The organism is Mesorhizobium sp. M1066 (assembly GCF_040318635.1).
In the GTDB taxonomy this organism is placed as follows: Bacteria; Pseudomonadota; Alphaproteobacteria; order Rhizobiales; family Rhizobiaceae; genus Mesorhizobium.
In genome coordinates, this window is sequence record NZ_JAMYMR010000048.1 from 1 (window position 1) to 19,413 (window position 19,413).

The window sequence follows — 19,413 nt, forward strand, 5'->3', positions numbered from 1 at the left end:
GCAATGTGGCGGACGATCCAAGCGCCTCGTTCCAGATCAACATTGTCGACGACGTGCCGACGGCACACGCCGATACCGACAGCGTGACGGAAGACGGTGCGACGGTCGCGGACGGCAACGTCATCACCGCCAGCGGCGGCGCGGACGCGAATGTGACGGACGGCGTTGCCGACGTTAAGGGCGCGGACGGGGCGACGGTAACGGGCGTCGAAGCAGGCACGGTCGCATCGGCCTCGGGCCATGTCGGGTCGGTCGTGGCGGGCAGCTACGGTTCGATCACGATCGATGCGGACGGCCACTACAGTTACACGCTGAACAACGGCGCTGCGGCGGTCCAGGCGCTGACCACCGGCCAGCATCTGACGGACACGTTCACCTACACGCTGACCGATGGCGACGGCGACATCTCGACGACAACGGTCGAGATCACCATCAACGGCACCAACGACGTGCCGACGGTCACCGTTCCGCAGGCTGGGGCGCCCGGGACTTCGGTTGACGAGGCCGGCCTTCCGGCCGGCTCGGCTTCCCTGACCAATTCCGAGACGACGGCGGGCACGTTCAGCTACACGAACGGCGACGGCGCCTCGACGGTGACGATCAACGGGACCGCGGTTGCGGTGGGTGCGACGGTTGCCGGCGACTACGGCACGCTGACCATCACGGCGATCAACGGGACGACGGTGAGCTACAGCTATACGCTGGGGACCAACGTCAATCATGCCACGGACGCAACGCCATTCGAGACGTTCACGGTGCATGTCGCCGACAGCGACGGCAATGTGGCGGACGATCCAAGCGCCTCGTTCCAGATCAACATTGTCGACGACGTGCCGACGGCACACGCCGATACCGACAGCGTCACAGAGGGCGGCACGGCGAGCGGCAACGTGATTACGGATGCTTCGGCGGGCGATGCCGGAGATACCGATACCGGCGCCGACACCAAGGGTGCGGACGGCGCTTCTGTGAGCGGCGCGACGGGCACCGGTGCGACCACAGTGGTGGGCGGCGACTTCCATGTCGTTGGCCAGTACGGCACGCTGACGCTGAGCCCGGACGGCACCTACAGCTACGTCGCCAATTCCAACATCAGCAACGCCTCGGCGGTGACCGACACCTTCACCTACACGCTGAAGGACGGCGACGGCGACACTTCGCCGACGACGCTGATCATCACCATCAATGACGGAGCTGTCGCGGCAACGCCCACTCCGATTACGCTGGATCTGAACGAGGCCGCGCTGTTGACGGCCGGAGCGACGGGTTCAAACCCGACCTTGACCACGGAGACCGACAGCACGCCGGCTCTGTCGTTCACGGCGGGCTCGGACGCTTTGACCTCATTCGCGTTCTCGGGCACGGCAGGCCTGGTCACCGACCTGGATGGAAACGGCAGCCAGGACATCTTCTGGCAATCGGTGTCCGGCACCCAGATCAAGGGGTATCTCGACGCCGCTCATACGCAGCTTGCAGTGACGCTCGACCTGAACGCGCCCGGGTCCATCGCGGCTGGAGCGACAAGTAGCGTCACCGTAACGGCGACCCTGAGCGACAACCTGCAGCACATTGTGGCAAATGGTGCTCAGATCAGCTCGATCGGCAATGTCGGGGTCGTGGCGACCGATACCGATGGCGACACCACCACCGGCATCGTCAATATCAATGTGCAAGACGACGTGCCGACATTGGGCGTGGTGCAGAGCCAGCAGGCGAGCAACGACCCGTCGCAAACGCCGGCGATTGGCACACTCCATTTCGTCGCGGGCGCCGACGGAGCCGGGACCGCCATGACGATCACTGCCAACACGACCGGCATTACATCGGCCGGCCACACTCTCATCACAGAGCAGTCGGGCAATGTGCTTACCGCCTATGCCGACAACAACAACAGCGGAAGCCATGATGCAGGTGATACGGCGGTCTTTACCATCACCGTGAATCCCAACGCCGGTACTTCGGGGCAGTACACGTTCGACCTGCTGGCGCCGCTCGACGGCACGGTGACCAAACTGGCGAACGCGTCGGAGGGCGCGCTCGGCAGCGGCCCAACAACGAACAAATACGTGGAGAACCCCGCGACCCACCAGTTAGTCACCATGGTGACTGGCTGGGCGCCAACCGACGCCGGCGGTGCCTTTAATGCCGCGCACGAGGCGGCTTGGCTGGCCGGCGGCAATCCGGCATTGACGCAGCGAAACGATGTTAACGGCTCGGACCAGGGCTGGGGCCTCGGCGGCAACAACTTCCTTCCAGGCCAGTTCATGCGTTTCGACTTCGGAGCGCTCAACGACTACGACGGCGCTGGTGGTTCCTACGGGGCACCATTGCCGCCCAGCGCTCTGGCCAACGCCACCTATGCCACGTTCTCATACACCAAGACACTCGGCGCGAGCGACAAGATCGAGTACGTCGCCCACTATGTCGATGGAACCACGCAGTCATTCATTTCCGGGGTTGGCGCTACGGGGCAGACCGTCCAATCGTCAAGCGGCAAACAGATCGCATGGATCGACGTGTATGACGTATCCTCACCCGGTGGCTTTAAGCTTAACCTAAGCGAAATCGGGGTGCTCTCCACCAATGTCGATCATACGATTGGGGCGACGGTGCAACTCACGGATGGCGATGGCGACCAGACGTTGGCGGGGAGTTTCACCGTTCACGTGAAAGACGGTTTGACGCCTAACGCGGTTGCTGCTCCGGTTCTGCTCGACCTCAATCACGACGGTATCCACACCACGGATCTCACGCACTCTACCGTCTCGTTCGACTATAATGGCGATGGCGTCGCTTCGAAGACCGCCTGGGTCGACACCCATGACGGCATCCTGGCGATCGATCTCAACGGCGACGGCAAGGTGAACAACGGTTCGGAGATCGTCTTCACCCAGCAGGCTGTTGGCGCGGCAACCGATCTTGCTGCGCTTGCCCTGGTCTACGACACCAACCACGATGGCAAGCTGACTGCCGCCGATCACGATTTCGGGCAATTTGGTGTCTGGCAGGACGCCAACGGCAATGGGGTGTCAGATTCAGGCGAGTTCAAGAGTCTTGCCGCTTTGGGTATCGTCGAGATCGGACTTACGAGTGACAATCAGCACTCCGTTTCGGAAGACGGTTCTGTCTTGACCTATGGTGGATCGACTTTCACCACCGCCAGCGGCGAGACGGGTGCGGTTGCCGACATCGGCTTCGGCAATTTCGATACCACCGGACAAACGGCAACCGCGGGCGCCGATACCTTCAAGCTCGACAACCTCGACATCAAGGATCTCATCACCGACTACCACGGCACCGGCCCTGGTGGTGAGGGCGATAAGATCGACCTGAGCGCGCTGTTCGACACGGTGTCGGGGGGCAACATCAATGACTATGTGCACTACGACGCCGACACGAAGACACTCAGTGTCGACACCACTGGCTCAGGCAATGCGGCCAATTTCGTGGATGTTGCCGCGTTGCAGAACGGACCTGCCGCGGGCACGATCACGATACTTTACGACGACACGACCCACACACAACACACGGCAACGATCTAACGCCGTAGCGCGTGGCCACGCGACTATGTTATACATCGCTAATATCTAGGGGAGCTCAACAATGAAACGTTCTGCAAGACTGCTGGTTTCCGCCGCGACGCTGTTGCTGGCAGTCGGGTCGACGGGCTATGCCGCCGACATCATCGACGGCCCGACGGGCGATTATTGCCGTGTCGTCGGCACGTCCAACCTGGTGCTGAACGACAACATCGTCGATCTCAAGCAGCAGGTGGTGAAGCTGATGGACGAGTCGGTCGCCGCCGCCAACAGCTCGGAGTGGATCAACTCGTCCCGGCCCGTCTTCGTCTGGGCGTCGGAAGCCAAGGTCGCCTGCGGCATGGCTTACGGCTACCTGAAGACGAACTACAAGGACGAAGACACCCTCAACAAATGCGAGTGTTTTCACGATCGCATGGTCGAGTACATGCACTGACCGGATAGGCGAACCCGCGCCTGTTGGCCATCATGACAGCCGACGGATCCTTCCTGAAGGCGGTCGCGGGCGCGATCGTGTTGTTTGGCTTTGTCCAAACGGTCACGCCGGCCAGTGCCAACTGGCTGGAACGACCGTCCGTGAAACAACGGCTTTCGTCCGGCCTGAAGCAGGCAGTGCGCTGTGATCCGGCTACGGAGTGGACCCGGCAGACATTTAAGGCATTTGCCAGCTGCCAGGCATCGATCTATGGCCTGGAGCCGCTGCTGGCGCATGCGGTGATGGAGATCGAAAGCGGCTTCGATCCCGGCGTGCAGGGCGCCGACGGCGAAGTCGGCCTGATGCAGGTGATGCCGGCGACGGCCAGGATGCTCGGCTTTCGAGGCTCCCTCGATGATCTGAGCGCGCCGGCGACCAACATCGCGCTGGGAGTCAGATATCTTGCACAGGCCAACAGACTGGCGGCGGGCGATCTGTGCACCACCGTCATGAAGTATCGCGCCGGGCACAATGAAAGCAGGTTCTCGGTCCTTTCGGTCCGCTACTGCCAGCGTGCACGGGCAATCCTGGCAAGGGAAGGGATTGAAGTGACCGGGCCGTTGCCGGTGGCGACATTTGGCTTTGCCGCATTTTCGCCAGGAGGGGAGGGTGGAGCCCCTGCCCAGGAAAAAGGTGTGTGCGTGCGCCGCGTGTTCGTGGCCGGGCCGCGATACATGAAATGCGCCGACTATCGAAGTGTGGGGCAAGCAAGGCAGATCAGGGCGCTGAGAGACAGGCTTTTCGGCGGCTAAAAGAACTACAGACGGCACTGCAAGTCCGCCGTAACATGCGTTGGAGACCAGACCGGGAACAATATCCGGCGGCACATAGGGGTGGAGCATTCATGGAAGCTGGCCGACAGGTCCACTGTCCGTGGACATGGGCAATCGCCTTGGCGCTCGCCGCGGTCGTGTCGGGCTGCCAGTCGAAAGGCGGCGTGTCCGAAGTGCTCGATCCGGCGGCGGTTGCCGCGCCTGCCGGGCAGAATGGGGCCGTTGCTGCCGGTCCCGCCCAGGCGACCCAGTCGCTGGGCACCGGTTCGACAAAAGTCACGATGCTGCTGCCGTTGTCCGGCTCCGGAACAGCGGGCGAAAACGGCAGGAAGATGCTGGATGCGGCCAAGCTGGCGATGACGGATATTGGCAATGGATTGCTGACGCTGACGGTAGAAGACACCAAAGGCGACAGCGCACTGGCCAGCAAAATGGCGATAACGGCCATAACGACGGGCTCGAAGGTCGTGATCGGCCCGACCGAACTGACGGCAGCCCAGCATATTGCCACGCTTTCGGGATCGAAGCGGCCACCGGTTCTGGCGCTTGCCGATAATTTCGCCGGCGGCGCCGGGGTTTATGCTGTGCTCCTTGGCGAAGCGGACAGCGCCGCCGCGGGCGCCGCGGGACTGGCCGCGAAAGGCAGCAAGAAGTTCGTACTGCTTGTCGCGGATGGCCCAAACGCCGGCGCCATGGAGAAGCGGGTCGCAAACAGCCTCAGCATCTACGGCGCGGCGCTCGCGGTCACTCTCCGATATTCTGCCGGCGACGGCGCCGCGAAGGCGGTCGACGAAATGGGCTCGCTCGTGGACGCCCCCGACGCCGTCATTGTCGCCAGCGGCAATGGCAGTCCGTCGCCCATCCTTGCCGCCCTCAAATCGAAGGGCATTCCGGGAAAGATTATCTCCGTCGTCGGAACGAACCGTTGGCTGGAGCACCCCATGGATCCGCTCTTCGAGGGGGCGTTTATCGCCACGCTCGATCCAAGTGAAACCGGGCCGATCGCCGACCGCTTCAGGACGGCATACAACTATCCCGCTGACGTCAATGTGGCCTATGCCTATGACATGGTTGCCCTGACGGCAGGGATTGCCAGCGCGATCGGGCCTGATGGCTTCAGCAAAAAGGTTCTCGAGAATCCAAACGGCTTTCGCGGGTCGACCGGCCTGTTCCGGTTTCGGGCCGACGGATCCAGCGAACGCTCGATGCCGTTCTATCGGATTGAAAAAGGTGCGCTCAAGCTGGTTGCCAAATCGACGTCGGGTTTCTGACCGGCGCAAATCCCTGAGATCCTGTTCAAGCTGATGGGCAGGCCGGGCCGCAGCCGCTTGGCGATCGCGCTCGGAAGCCTGCTGCTTTTGGCCGGGATACTGCTGATCATTCAAGGTGGGGCGTTGCTTTCGGTCGATCGGCCTGTCCGTGCCCCGTCGCGGGATGTTGACGATACGCAGCCTATCCGGCCGATTGCCCCGGTAGCCGGCGCACAACGCCTGGAGCCGGCGCGCAAGGTTGCTCAAGACCTGATCGCTCCGCCACGGCTTGATCCCGCTGAGATCGAACGGACCGAGCCCCGTCCGCCACTCAGCGAGCTCGGTCTCGCCGTGCCCCCGAAAACGCCAATGCCTGGGGATTGGCGGGAGGTCTTGCTCTACCGCCCGGTTGCCACATCGTCGGCGATGTTCGAATCCATGGGCCGCAAGGTGGTCATCAGCGGAGTGCGAGGCATCGATCTCGACAGCTCCTGCTCGTTTCATGACGTCACCTGGCCTTGCGGCCTGCGCGCACGCGCCGTTTTCAATTCCTGGCTGAGGGGACGCGGGCTGCACTGTTTCGTACCGCCGGACGTCGAGCGTTTTGCCGTCGCCGCGCCATGCAGGCTGGGCAAGCAGGATGTTGGCGCCTGGCTTGTCTCCAACGGCTGGGCCACGGCGCTGCCGAGCGGCATCTACGGCAAGGCGGAGGCGACGGCCAGAAAGGCTGAGATGGGCATATTCGGCCCGGCACAATAGCCTGCCATTCAACCCTGATGTTTTGTTTGTTGATCGCCACGGGCGCAGCTTTGCGTCTTGTCCTTCATGCATGTCCTTTTCCCAAAGCCGAGGTCATGCATTGGGAACAAGCCATTTCGCCTGCAGCCTTGATGGGGTCATCGCGCAATCGATTAAATTGCAAGGTTCCTTGAAACTGAAATTGCAACACACCGGCCTTATACCAGCCCATCCACAGGAGATCGGCCAGTGACAAAGACTATGGCGACCACCACCGCCCAGGCATGGAGAGGCGTCGCTTTGCTGACCTTTCTGGGAACCACTGCAATCCTGGGCGTTTCCGTCGGCCTCAATTATCTGCTCCTGTTCTCCGAGGCGCTGACGCCATTTGGGCGCAGCATGATCACGGCAATCCTGTTGCCTGTTGTCCTTGGTGTTCCGCTTTTTCTGTTCGTTGGATTGAAACAGATCGAGCTTCGTCGCTATCGCCGGGAACTCGACAAGTCGGCAACCTTCGACACCACGACCGGCTGCCTGAATGGAGCGGTCTTCACGTCGATGGTCGAAAAAAGAACGGCAAGGCCGTCGGTGCCGGGGCCTAAATCGGGCGCCTTCCTGGTTATCCATTCGGAGCATCTGCGGTCCATCAACCTGCGCTTTGGTCTTGAATGGGGCGATCAAGCCTTGCGGCTTATAGCCTCGACCATACAATCGTCGGTGCGCGCGGAGGATCTGGTTGGACGCATGGGAACGTCTATGTTCGGGGTTTTCCTCGCCGGTGCGACCGAAGCAGAAGCCAGGGAAATCGGCGAGCGTATCGAGGCGCGGATCGCGCAAGTCTATTTCGCGCCGAAGGGGACCGAGGATGCCCTGACCGTCAAGGTCGGCGGCGTGGTGTTCGAAAACCAGGTGGAGTTCGCGGACATGTTCCGGTCCGCCGAGCAGCGCATGGCCGGCGTCCAGGACGGAGCCGCGTTTGAACTGACGCATCTCCATAGCTGATAGTCGCTGGGAACCAGAGCCATTCGGAACCCAGGAGAATTGTCGGACGCGGCCGCCGTCACGCTGCCGACGGGGTGACCCGTGAAGACGCCGCCCAGGTTTCGGCGATGGCGACGATCGCCGCGTTGATCGGTCCGCTCGGGATCGCCGGCATCACCGAGGCGTCGACGACAAAGGCATTGTCGAAGCCGTTCAGCCGCAAGTCAGGATCGACGACGGCCTCAGTGTCACGACCCATCCGGCACGTGCCGGCCGGATGGTGATGGGTGGAAGCAGCCCTGGCGATGAAAGCATCGAGTTCGGCATCGGACTGGACCGGTGCGCCTGGCAGGATTTCCGTATCGCGCCATTCGTCCAGAGCCGCATGATGGCCGACCATGCGCGCCCGCTTCAACGCCATCCTGAATGTCGCGCGGTCGTGTTCAGTTTCCAGATAATGCGGGTCGATGACCGGCGCGTCGTTGCGGCCCGGGCCGCTCGGTGTGATGCGCCCGCGGCTTGTCGGATGGGTGACGCCGCACAGGATGGTAAAGGCGGAGCCATAGGGCGGGGCATTCAGGCCCTCGGCCGCTGACGGGGCGACGACGCATGCGAGCACGATATCGGGACTTCCGGTAGAGCGGGTCGGGTCGTCGCTGTGCAGATACATCAGCGATTCGGAATGCTGCAGGCGGGAAGGCGGCACCGGCCTTTTCGTGCTGTAGACATTTCCGAGAGCCAGCAGATGATCCTGCAGGTTGCGGCCGACATCGCCGCGATCGGCAAGGCAGCGTATATCAGCCTGCTTCAGCGTATCCGGGCAACCAATGCCCGACCGCATGAGGATGAGCGGCGAGGACACGGCGCCGGCGCAAAGAACGATCCGGTCGGCGGACACCGTTCCGGTCTCACCCCCACACACCACGCTCACGCCCGTGATCTTGTGGCCGTCCAGCACCAGATGCTCGACCTCGTGGCCGGCGAGCAAGGTCAGGTTCGACCGCGCCATGACCCGCGGCGGCAGATAGGCGTCGGCGACGCTCAGGCGCTTGCCGTCACGTATGTTGAGTGAATTGGGACTGGTGCCGACCAGTTCGCCGCTGTTGTGGTCGCTCAGGGCGGGAGCGCCCAGGGATCGCCCGGCGGCGATGTAGGCACGCACGACCGGACTGACCTCGGCGTCCGGCAGATAGACGTCCAGCGGGCCGCTCTTGCCGCGTGTCGGCGCATCGAAGGCGGTGAAGGCTTCGCTGCGGATGAAGCCCGGCAACAACCCCCGATAGGACCAGCGCTCGCCACCGGCTTGTGCCCAAGGTTCGAAATCATCGGGATGGCCGCGCACATAGGCCATTGCATGCAGGCAGCTCGAGCCGCCGACTATCCTGCCGCGCGGCCATTCATGGACGCGGTTGGCGGTGAAGGGCTGGGGCACGGTCCGGTAGCTCCAGTCGTAGGCGCGGCCCTGGAGCATCGTCCACTTAAGCGGATCGGCGATGTCGGGATCGGCCGGCATCGCCCCGGCCTCGATGAGGCCGACCTGGCACGACCGGTCTTCACTGAGCCGGCTGGCAACAACCGAGCCTGCGGATCCCGCGCCGATCACCAGCACGTCGAAATGACGTTTCAATTTGAAATTCCCCGCACAGGGTCGATGTCAGAGGTGATACGATCACGCGGCAAAGGCGCCGGCATTCGACCGTTCCATGATCTGTCTCTGCACGGACAAAAGGTGCGCGCGCATTGCGGCCTCTGCCGCTTCGGGATCGCGCTGCGAGATCGCTTCGGCGATCAGGCGATGCTCGCCGTCGCGGTGGGCTATCCGCTTGGGACAGGTGGGTGCCGCGGTGCGCGCAACCTTCACCCGCGCATCGACACCGACCTGGCGCAGCATCTTGTAGAATTCCGCGGCAAGGTGGTTGCGGGCCGCGGCGACGATCGCGAGATGGAAAGCGAAGTCGACCTCACCCGACGGGGCGTTCTCAGGCGTGGTTGCCGCGTCGAGGATCCGCGCCGTCTCGAAAGAGGAGGCGCGCAGCGACGCCAGTCGGGCAAGGCCCGGCTCCATGATCAGGCGCAATTCCAGGACCTCGATCGGATTGGTTACCCTGACCAGTTCCTCGCCATATCTCGGAAGGGCGGTCGGCGCCCGCCTGGCGCGCGCCGGCTTGAGGTCGCCCGAAAGGCGCAGCACTTCAAGCGCCTTGCGAAGCTGATGGCGCTTGACGCTCAGATGTTCCGCAAGATCGCGCTCGGACGGAAGTTTGCCGCCGCCCTGCTGCAACTGGCGGACCGCGGCGATGATGTCGTCGAGATCCGATGGTCCGACCTGCGGCTCGAATGCGCTCAAAACCAAATCTCCTGTCCGATCGGCAGACCGCCGACTCAACGTCCCGACATCATATTGTGACACGAAAACCTGTTCGACGGCACTCAACCAATTCAACCAATCTACAACTGTACGCAATGGTTGACAACACCAGTTGCGCGATGGTTGACTGCCCATGTCGACGGTTGCCATCGCGGCGGACCGTCTTTCTCCCGAGGATCACGCATGCCGGCTGGCGAAACCTTTGACTACGTCATTGTCGGTGCGGGATCGGCCGGCTGCGTGCTGGCGAACCGGCTGAGCGAAGACCCTGTCGTGTCGGTGCTTCTGCTGGAGGCTGGGGATTGGGACCGCGATCCGATGATCCACATCCCGCTCGGCTGGGGCAAGATCCTGACCGAACGCCGCCACGACTGGATGTATTTCTGCGAGCCCGAGGCCAATGTCGGCGGGCGCAAGGTCGAATGCGCGCGTGGCAAGGTCATCGGCGGCTCTTCCTCCACCAACGCCATGGCTTATGTGCGCGGCAATCGCGGCGACTACGATCGCTGGGCGGCAAGCGGCCTGACGGATTGGTCGTTCGACAAGGTGCTGCCCTATTTCAAGAAGCAGGAGCGCTGGGAAGCGGGCGAAAGCCGGTATCGCGGCGGCAGCGGGCCGCTAAACACCCAGTTCTGCCGTTACAAGGATGAACTGATCGATGCCTTCGCGACGGCCAGCCGTGATGCCGGATATCCGCAGACCGACGACTATAACGGCGCCATACAGGAAGGCTTCGGCCGCCTGCAGATGACAATTGCCAACGGCCGCCGCTGCTCGACCGCGACCGCCTATCTGCGGCCGGCCATGCGCCGCGGCAATGTCAAGGTGCTGACCGGCGCGATGGCGACCAAGATCCTGCTCAGGGATGGCCGTGCAACGGGCGTCGCCTATACCAGAGGCGGGGCGAGCCATGAAATTGTCGCGCGGCGCGAGGTCCTGCTTGCCGGCGGCGTCATCAACACGCCGCAGCTGATGATGCTGTCAGGCATAGGCGACAGTGGCGAGCTCACGGAGCATGGCATCGAGACCAAGGTTGATCGTGCGCAGGTCGGCAAGAATTTGCAGGACCATGTTTCGGTCATCCTGATGTATCGGCGCAAACAGCCGGGACCGTTTCTCAAGATGATGCGGGCCGATCGTATCGGGCTGGATTTCGTCAAGACCTATCTCACCGGAAAGGGCTTTTCGGGAGATGTGCCTGGCGGCGTCGTGGCATTCCTGAAAAGCGACGCAAGCCGGCCGTTGCCGGACGTGCAGCTGCTTTTCACCGCCGCACCGCTTGGGGCATGGCCTTACATGTCGCCGTTCAAGGCGCCGTTCGCCGACGGCTTTGCAACCCGTATCGTTGCGGTGCAGCCGGAGAGCCGCGGCAGCGTCAAGCTGGCGTCGAGCGATCCGGTTGCCGCTCCGCTGATCCATCAGAACTTCCTGTCTTCGCAGCGCGACTGGCAGTCGCTTCGCGCCGGCTTTCGTGTTGCGCGCAACCTTGCCAGCCAACCGTCCATGGCCCCGTTCGTCGGTGCGGAGTTCTTCCCCGGCCCGAAATGCGAGAGCGACGAAGAGATCGACGAGCATATCCGCAAGACGTCGATCACGGTGCATCATCCGGCCGGCACGTGCCGCATGGGCGTCGATGCGGCATCGGTGGTCGATCCGGAATTGCGGGTGCGCGGCATCGCCGGACTTCGTGTCGTGGACGCCTCGGTCATGCCCGACCTCGTCTGCGGCAACATCAATGCGGCGGTCGTCATGATCGCTGAAAAGGCCGCGGATCTGATCCGCAGCCGCGCTCAACAGAGCGTGGCGGCCTGATAAGACGGAATACAACCAAAGTCTTTTGGTTGAGACTGAAAAACTGCGTTGGTTGGACTGTCATGTGCATCCGCATGGCCGTGACGAGGCGGCTTCATGCCCTGATTTCAAGCCATATTTCGAGCATCCTTGGGCTATTTCTGCCTGTTTCTGGGCATTTGCCTCTCAAAAATGCACCTCAACCAAAAACTTATAAAATTCGCAATTTGGGTATTGTCGCGCAAAACCAATGCGAATACGGTTGAGTTGGTTAGAAGTATTTTCTTCGTGACGAGAGGTGTCCGATATGTCCCTGGCGCAACCAGCTAACGATGTGCTCACCAACAAGAAGGCAGCACTCAAGGGCCTCTATGACGCCCTCTACGCTAAGAACATGTTTCCGTTCTGGGCGACGTCGGAAGGCGTCGACCATGACGAGATCAAGCAGCTGATGGCGACGTCGAAGGCCGTTCCCTTCGTGTGGTCCTATTCGGACATCGAGCCGCTGCTGCAGCGCGCCGCCGAACTGGTGACCATGGACGACAGCGAGCGCCGTTCGCTGATCCTGGTCAATCCTGGCCTTGCGCCCAAGCGTGCATCGGTCAGCACCATGTACACCGCCTACCGCCTGAACGATCCCGACGAGATCATGCCGCCGCACAAGCACTCGCCGAGCGCCATCCGCTTCGGCCTGACCGGCAAGGGCAACTTCACCGGCGTCGAGGGCGAAGACGTGGTCTTCGGCCCGGGCGACATGGTGCTGACGCCCAACGACGCCTGGCACAATCATGGCACCGTCGGCGGCGAGCAGGCGGTCAACCTTTCGGTGCTCGACCTGCCGCTGGTCGAAACGCTGCATGCCGTCCATTTCGACCACAAATACACCGAGATGGTCGACGGCAAGGAAGTCGAGAAAAAGGTGCAGACCGCCCGCTATCCCGGTGACTACTCACAGCGCATCTATGGCGAGGGCGGCCTGATGCCGCGTTTCGTCGACCACAAGCGTGGCGGCGGCCTGTCGTCGCCGATGTATGTCTATCGCTGGGAGAAGATGGAAGCGGTCCTCGATGCCCACAAGGATTGGGATGGCGACCCTCATGAAGGCATCGTCATCGACTATGTCGATCCGACGACCGGCGGCCCCGTCTTCCACACCATCAATTTCTACGTGCAGATGCTGCGCCCTGGCGAGAAGACCTTGCCGCAGCGCGAGACCGCCAGCCTGCTCTTGGCGCCGTTCCGCGGCAACGGCCATTCGATCATCGACGGCAAACGATATGACTGGAACCAGTTCGACACCATCGCCATACCCGGCGGTTCCTGGGTCGAGCATGTCAACGGCTCGTCGAGCGAGCCGGTGATCTTCTTCGGCGCCACCGATGCGCCGACGCAGAAGGCGCTGCTCCTCTACAAGCGCTGGGGCCGCAACCAGGCCGGCGATCTGCTCCGTCTCGTCTAGTTCCCATCCTACTGCCCCGCCGCCATTGGCGGCGGGGTCATTGAAATGACGTTTCAGCAGCAAGGGCGTATGCATTTGGTTTCGGCGTTCAACACCAAGCAGATCGGCCATGTCGACTGCCCAGGCGGCGGCCAGGTCTGGGTCGACGGCAACATCCTCTATATCGGCCACATGCGGCCGCCGAGCGGCACGACGCTGGTCGATATTTCCGACCCGCGCAATCCGCGCAAGATAGCCACGATCGATGTTCCGCCCGGCTGGCACTCGCACAAGGTGCGCGCCAAGGACGGGCTGATGATCATCAACCACGAGCGCTTTGGCGACGCCGGGCCGGCCGATTTCGGCGGCGGGTTGGCACTCTACGACACAACCAAGCCGGCACAGCCCAAGCTGATCTCGAAATGGATAACCGGCGGCAAGGGCGTCCACCGCTACGACTTCGACGGCCGTTACGTCTACATCTCGCCGACCGCCGACGGTTATGTCGGCAACATCGTGATGATCCTCGACCTGATCGATCCCACAAAGCCGGTCGAGGTCGGACGCTGGTGGATACCCGGCCAGTGGACCGGTGGCGGCGAGGAATACCCCTGGCACGACTATGTCACGCCGCGTTGCCACCATCCTTTGCGCATGGGCGACCGGCTCTATGTCAGCTACTGGCATCACGGCCTGTTCATCCTCGACATTTCGGACATCACCAAGCCGAAGCTGGTCTCGCACGTCAATTCGAGCCCGAGCTTTCCGCATCCCACCCACACCTGCCTGCCAATTCCACAGCCGCTCAAGGGCCGCAACATCATGGTGGTGGCGGACGAGGACGTCGCCAAGCTTCGGCCATCACCGCCGGCCTTCACGTGGATCTACGACATCACCGACGAGACCAACCCGTTGCCGATCTCGACCTTCCAGGTGCCGGGCCTCGACCTGGACGGTTCACCGCAGCCACAGATGACCGGCTGCCATCAGCCTTCCGAACGGTTCAAGGGCACGATCATTCCGTTTGCATGGTTCGCGCAGGGGCTGCGCCTCGTCGACATCGCCGACCCGTTCGCGCCAAAGGAGGTCGGCCATTTCGTGCCCGACGCGCCCGAGGGGGCGGAGCGTTCCTCGTCCAACGACGTGACCATCGACGACCGCGGCATCGTCTACCTGATCGATCGCATCCGTGGCGTCGACATCATCGAAACCACCGTTCTCTAGGAGCAGGCATTGAGCGACAGCACGCGAAAATCCGCCAGCCATTACGCCATCGGCAACAAGAACCCGAACCTGCCGTTTCATCCGGCGGTGCGTGCCGGCGATTTCATCTTCGTCTCGGGCCAGGTGCCGAAGGACGAGAACAACAACATGATCAGCGGCACGATCGAGGAAGAAACGCTGGCCACGCTGAAGACCATCGCGCGCGTCATCGCGCATGAGGGCGCGACGCTGTCGGATGTCGTGCGGATCACCACCTATCTCGAGGATACGCGCGATTTCGGCCGCTACAACAAGGCATTCCTCGAAGGGATCGGCGATGCCGTGCTGGCGCGCACGACCGTCGAGGCAAAGGCCGTCATCAACACCAAGATCGAAATGGACGCGATCGTCTACAAGCCGCTCCCAGCGAGCAAGTAGGCATTGGACACAATCGAGGAGACGACATGTACAAGCTGTTAGGCCGCCAGACATCAGGCAACGTCCAGAAGGTGCTCTTCATGCTCGAAGAGCTTGGGGCGTCCTACGAGCGCGAGGATTATGGCCGCCAGTTCGAGAACACCCAGACGGCGGAATACAAGGCGCTCAACCCGACCTCCAAGGTGCCGACGCTGGTCGACGGTGACACCGTGATCTGGGAGTCCAACACCATCCTGCGCTATCTCGCGGCATTCGGTGGCGAACAGTTGAATGGCGCCACGCCGGCGGAAAAGACCGAGGTCGAGCGCTGGATGGATTTCCTGCTGGCGGCGGTCAATCCGGGCTATCTGGCGGCCTTCAAGGGCGCCAAGCTCACGCCCGAGGAACAGACCGCCGAATACAAGGAACAGGTGAAGGACCTTCTCGCGCAACTCAAGATCGTCGATGGCCACCTGGCCGGCAAGGACTTCCTGGCGCTGGACAAGCTGACCCTTGCCGACATCGCCTGCGCGCCGATCCTGAAGCGCTGCGTCGACTTCAAGATCGACCGGCCGTCGATGCCCGATCTGGAGCGTTGGGTGGCCGCGATCGCCACCCGGCCGGCCTTCAAGGCGGCAACCACTGCTGCTCCCGCAAAGGCGGCATGATGATCAAGCGCGCCGCTCTCATCGGATTGGGAACGATGGGTCCAGGCATCGCCGCGCGGCTTTCGCGCGGCGGCCTCGATGTCACGGCGTATGATGTTTCACAGGCGTCGGTCGAGCGTGCCCGCGGCATGCTCGATCTCGCCGGCGGCGTGCTCGATCGTCTCGACATCAAGGCGCCCGGGACAGGCGCCGGCAGCGTGCGATTCGTCGAGACGATCGCCGAGGCCGTCGATGGCGCCGAACTGGTGATCGAGAACGTGCCCGAGAATATCGACATCAAGGCGCAGACCTATCGTGACATCGATCCGCTGATCGGCCCGTCCGTCATCGTCGCTTCCGACACGTCGGGCATCCCGATCACCAAGCTGCAGGCGCATATTTCGCATCCCGAGCGGATGGTCGGCATGCACTGGTCGAACCCGCCGCACATCATTCCGATGATCGAGGTGATCGGCGGCGAAAAGACCGCGCCTGAAACCGTGGCCACGATCCGCGACCTCATCCGCTCGATCGGACTGTTGCCGGTGGTGGTGAAGAAGGACGTTCCGGGCTTCGTCGAGAACCGCGTGCTCTATGCGCTGCTGCGCGAGGCTGTCGACCTTGTCGAGCGCGGCGTCATCGAACCTGAAGATCTCGACACCTGCGTATCCTGGGGCATCGGCTACAAGATTGCCGTCATCGGCCCGATGGCGCTGCTCGATATGGCGGGGCTGGATATCTACAAGTCCGTCTCGTCCTTCCTGAATGCCGATCTCTCCAACCGCGACGATGTCGCGCCGATGGTGCTGGAGAAGACGGCGGCGTCGAAGTTCGGCATCAAGTCGGGCGAGGGCATGTTTGCCTACACGCCCGAGCAGACAAAGGCGCTGCAAGGCGAGCGGGCGCGCAAGCTCGTCGCGGTGCGGCGCATCCTGGAAGGCCGGGAGTAGCCAATGTCATATGGTGCGCAGAGGGCAGGCCGGTTTGAGGAGTTCCACCGGTCGGCTGTTTGTGTGAAGGGCGCCTTCGCCATCAAGACGGCGCGGCTGCGGCCGACGAAAGCGCGCGGGGCGACAAGCCATGCGCATTGAAACCATCCGAGCCGCCGGCGACAGGCCGGCCCATATCCGCCATGACGATCTGATCTCCGCCAAAGGCGTTTCGGTGGTCATCGCCCGGCAGCTGATCCTCAGCAACATCGATCTTTCGGTGCCCAAGGGATCGTTCGTTTCCCTTATCGGTCCTTCCGGCTGCGGCAAGAGCACCTTGCTCAAGGTGCTGGCCGGGCTGGTGCAGCCGACCCAGGGCAGTGTTTCGATCGCCGGGCTCGCGCCGGTCGAGGCGGCGCGCAAGCGGATGATCGGCCTCGTCTTCCAGGACGCCAACCTGCTGCCGTGGAAGAACGCCGTCGACAATGCCTCGATGCTGCTCGGCATCGCCGACAAGTCGCTGTCGCGCTCGGAATTGCGGGCGCGCGGGCAGGAGATGCTGGAGCTGGTTGCGCTGGGCGATAGCGCCCACAAGCGGCCAAACGAGCTGTCGGGTGGCATGCGGCAGCGGGTCGCCATCGCACGAGCCCTGGCGCTCGATCCGGCGGTCCTGCTGATGGACGAACCGTTCGGCGCGCTTGATGCCATCACCCGCGATTCCATGGGTCAGTCGCTGCTGGAAATCTGGCAGCGTACCGGCAAGACGATCGTGCTCGTCACCCATTCCATCGACGAGGCCATCCATCTGTCGCGCCATGTGCACGTGCTGGGGATCAAGCCCGGGCGGATCACCGAGAGCCTCGACATTGCGCTGCCTTATCCACGCGACCTGTCGGTCACCGAAGATCCGGAGTTCGTCAGGCTGGTGGTCCAGTTGCGAACGATGCTGCGCTCCAGCCATCAGCCGGGAGGCGCGTCTTGAGCGACCAACCCATCACGGATCTTTCCGAGCCGCGGCTCGCCTCCAACTGGAGTGCGGCGACCGGCAGTTGGCTGCCGGCGGTCATTCTCCTGCTGGTGACGATCGTGCTGTGGGAAGCCGCCGTGCGGATCTTTGCCATATCCGCCTTCATCATTCCCGCCCCTTCCGAGATCGCGAAGTCGCTGGTGGCGCAATGGGGCACGCTGATGCAGGCGACGCTGGTGACGGCGGGCGAGATCCTGTTCGGCTTCCTGGTCTCGGTCGTGGTCGGCATTGCCATTGCGCTGGTCATCGTGCGCTTCGACTGGCTGGGACGCGCGCTGTATCCACTGGTGGTGCTGTTCCAGAACGTGCCGAAAGTCGCGCTCGCGCCGATCTTCATCCTCTGGTTCGGCTATGGGCTGGCGCCCAAGATCGGCCTCATCCTTGTCATCGCCTTCTTCCCGGTGACGCTCTCGATGCTGGCGGGCATGCAATCGGTCGACCGCTCGCTGCTGTCGCTGATGAATTCGGTCGGGGCCAGCCCGACGCAGATCCTGTTCGGGATCCGCGTTCCGCACTCGCTGCCGAACCTGATGGCCGGAACCAAGATCGCCGCCACTTTGAGCGTGATCGGCGCCATCGTCGGCGAATTTGCCGGGGCGTCGGACGGTCTCGGCTACGTCATCCAGTTCGCTTCGACCCAACTCGACACGGCGCTGGTCTTTGCAGCGCTGCTGCTCGTTTCCGTGCTTGGCATCGCCTTCTACTACGCCGCCGAAATCCTCGAACGCATCGTGGTGCCGTGGGCGCCGAAATTCAGCCAGTCCTAGGCCCGCTCGATCAACCAAATTCATAAAAGGGAACAAAAAATGCTGAGACGCTCACTTATCAAGGCCGCTACCTTCGCGGCGTTTGTTGCAGCACTCGGTTTTTCCAACGCGGCTCTGGCGGCGGACAAGGTCAACGTCCAGCTCGACTGGGTGGTGCGCGGCAATCACGCCATGTTCTTCGTCGGCAAGGAAAAAGGCTTCTTCGCCAAGAACGACATCGATGTGGCCGAGATCCGCAAGGGATCCGGCTCGCCGGACGCAATGCGGCTGGTGGGCAATGAGAACGCGGATTTCGGCTTCGGCGATCTTCCCACGCTTGCCGTCGCACGGTCGCAGAATGTCCCGGTCGTGGCGCTGGCGGCCGTCAACCAGCACTCACCGCTGGGGATCATTTCGCTGGCCAAGACACTGAAGCTCACAAAGCCGTCCGATCTCAAGGGACTGACCATCGGCATTCATCCGGCGGGCTCCACCTACATCTTCTTCAAGGGTTTCCTGGCCGCCAACGGCCTGACCGAAAAGGACATGACGCTGAACAGCGTCTCGCCGCCTTACGAAAGCTATCTGCTGCTTGGCCGGGTTCAGACGGTCGTCGGCTATATCGACGCGGAGGTTCCCGAGCTGGAGGCGAAGGCCGGAGGCCCCGGCTCGCTCAGCATCATGATGGGGGCGGACCATGGGTGGAAAGCCTATGGCTCGGGCCTGTTCACCTCGCAGGCGATGATCAAGGACAAGCCGGACGTCGTGCGCCGCTTCGTCAAGGCATACAGGGAGGCCTTCGACTATGTCGTGGCTCATCCGGAAGAGGCCGCCGAGATCACGGCCAAGGCAGCGCCCGGCTATGCGGACAAGAAGGACGTGCTGCTGGCGCAGATCAACGCCGACATCGCATCGACGTTCAGCAGCCCCGACACCAAGGAACACGGTCTCGGCTGGATGACGAAGACGCAGTGGGAGGAGACCCTGAAAACACTGACGGACCAGAGCGTGCTCAAGGCGGCTCTGTCGGCGGACGACGTCTTCACCGACGCATTCCTGGCAAAAGAATAGGAGGCGCGCAGTGTTCGAAC

The 19,413-nt window shown here is 62.7% G+C and carries 17 protein-coding genes; 15 read left to right on the forward strand and 2 right to left on the reverse strand.

Going from position 1 to position 19,413, the window contains the following annotated elements:
- The 6 genes from NKH52_RS31470 to NKH52_RS31495 all read left to right on the forward strand — a co-directional run.
- On the forward strand, positions 1–3,542 hold a 3,542-nt coding region (locus NKH52_RS31470; protein ID WP_352736210.1), incomplete at its 5' end, for a beta strand repeat-containing protein.
- Positions 3,543–3,603: 61 nt separating this feature from the next.
- Entirely contained in the window at positions 3,604–3,975 is a 372-nt protein-coding gene (locus NKH52_RS31475; RefSeq protein ID WP_023809946.1) for a hypothetical protein, read from the forward strand.
- Positions 3,976–4,007: 32 nt separating this feature from the next.
- Entirely contained in the window at positions 4,008–4,766 is a 759-nt protein-coding gene (locus NKH52_RS31480; RefSeq protein ID WP_352736211.1) for a lytic transglycosylase domain-containing protein, read from the forward strand.
- Between the two features lie 92 nt (positions 4,767–4,858).
- Positions 4,859–6,058, forward strand: coding sequence for a type 1 periplasmic-binding domain-containing protein (locus NKH52_RS31485; RefSeq protein ID WP_352736209.1), 1,200 nt, complete (start codon positions 4,859–4,861; stop codon positions 6,056–6,058).
- A 372-nt stretch (positions 6,059–6,430) separates the two neighbouring features.
- The gene (locus NKH52_RS31490; protein ID WP_352736208.1) at positions 6,431–6,796 is read left to right on the forward strand and encodes a thermonuclease family protein; all 366 of its coding nucleotides are present in this window, start codon (positions 6,431–6,433) and stop codon (positions 6,794–6,796) included.
- A gap of 228 nt (positions 6,797–7,024) precedes the next feature.
- Positions 7,025–7,777 carry a GGDEF domain-containing protein gene (locus NKH52_RS31495; RefSeq protein WP_352736207.1) on the forward strand — a complete coding sequence of 251 codons (753 nt, stop codon included), beginning with the start codon at positions 7,025–7,027 and terminating at the stop codon, positions 7,775–7,777.
- 58 nt (positions 7,778–7,835) lie between these two features.
- Here NKH52_RS31495 and NKH52_RS31500 read toward each other — a convergent pair whose 3' ends face one another.
- Together NKH52_RS31500 and NKH52_RS31505 are read right to left on the reverse strand one after the other, a co-directional pair.
- A complete protein-coding gene (locus NKH52_RS31500; RefSeq protein WP_352736206.1) occupies positions 7,836–9,383 on the reverse strand; it encodes a GMC family oxidoreductase in 1,548 nt (515 codons plus the stop codon).
- Positions 9,384–9,425: 42 nt separating this feature from the next.
- Positions 9,426–10,103, reverse strand: coding sequence for a FadR/GntR family transcriptional regulator (locus NKH52_RS31505; protein ID WP_013529856.1), 678 nt, complete (start codon positions 10,101–10,103; stop codon positions 9,426–9,428).
- 204 nt (positions 10,104–10,307) lie between these two features.
- On the opposite strand from NKH52_RS31505, the gene NKH52_RS31510 reads away from it, so the two are divergent.
- The 9 genes from NKH52_RS31510 to NKH52_RS31550 all read left to right on the forward strand — a co-directional run bounded on the left by NKH52_RS31510 (position 10,308) and on the right by NKH52_RS31550 (position 19,393).
- Positions 10,308–11,936, forward strand: a complete 1,629-nt coding sequence (locus NKH52_RS31510; protein ID WP_352736205.1) for a GMC family oxidoreductase — start codon at positions 10,308–10,310, stop codon at positions 11,934–11,936.
- 286 nt (positions 11,937–12,222) lie between these two features.
- On the forward strand, positions 12,223–13,374 hold the full coding sequence (locus NKH52_RS31515; protein ID WP_027039500.1) for a cupin domain-containing protein: 1,152 nt from the start codon (positions 12,223–12,225) through the stop codon (positions 13,372–13,374).
- Between the two features lie 69 nt (positions 13,375–13,443).
- Positions 13,444–14,577: an LVIVD repeat-containing protein gene (locus tag NKH52_RS31520; protein ID WP_352736204.1), complete on the forward strand. Its 1,134-nt coding sequence runs from the start codon at positions 13,444–13,446 to the stop codon at positions 14,575–14,577.
- A 9-nt stretch (positions 14,578–14,586) separates the two neighbouring features.
- Positions 14,587–14,994 (forward strand): RidA family protein, encoded by a 408-nt coding sequence (locus NKH52_RS31525; RefSeq protein ID WP_024505125.1) that lies wholly within the window; start codon positions 14,587–14,589, stop codon positions 14,992–14,994.
- Positions 14,995–15,020: 26 nt separating this feature from the next.
- Entirely contained in the window at positions 15,021–15,641 is a 621-nt protein-coding gene (locus tag NKH52_RS31530; RefSeq protein ID WP_352736203.1) for a glutathione S-transferase family protein, read from the forward strand.
- Positions 15,641–16,570 carry a 5-formyl-3-hydroxy-2-methylpyridine 4-carboxylate 5-dehydrogenase gene (fhmpcd1, locus tag NKH52_RS31535; RefSeq protein WP_127290755.1) on the forward strand — a complete coding sequence of 310 codons (930 nt, stop codon included), beginning with the start codon at positions 15,641–15,643 and terminating at the stop codon, positions 16,568–16,570. The genes NKH52_RS31530 and fhmpcd1 overlap by 1 nt, the downstream gene beginning before the upstream one ends.
- A 130-nt stretch (positions 16,571–16,700) precedes the next feature.
- Positions 16,701–17,531 carry an ABC transporter ATP-binding protein gene (locus NKH52_RS31540; RefSeq protein WP_352736202.1) on the forward strand — a complete coding sequence of 277 codons (831 nt, stop codon included), beginning with the start codon at positions 16,701–16,703 and terminating at the stop codon, positions 17,529–17,531.
- Positions 17,528–18,343 (forward strand): ABC transporter permease, encoded by an 816-nt coding sequence (locus NKH52_RS31545; RefSeq protein WP_352736201.1) that lies wholly within the window; start codon positions 17,528–17,530, stop codon positions 18,341–18,343. Before NKH52_RS31540 ends, NKH52_RS31545 begins: the two co-directional genes overlap by 4 nt.
- Positions 18,344–18,382: 39 nt before the next feature.
- Positions 18,383–19,393, forward strand: coding sequence for an ABC transporter substrate-binding protein (locus NKH52_RS31550; RefSeq protein WP_352736200.1), 1,011 nt, complete (start codon positions 18,383–18,385; stop codon positions 19,391–19,393).
- Positions 19,394–19,413 lie beyond the last annotated feature (20 nt).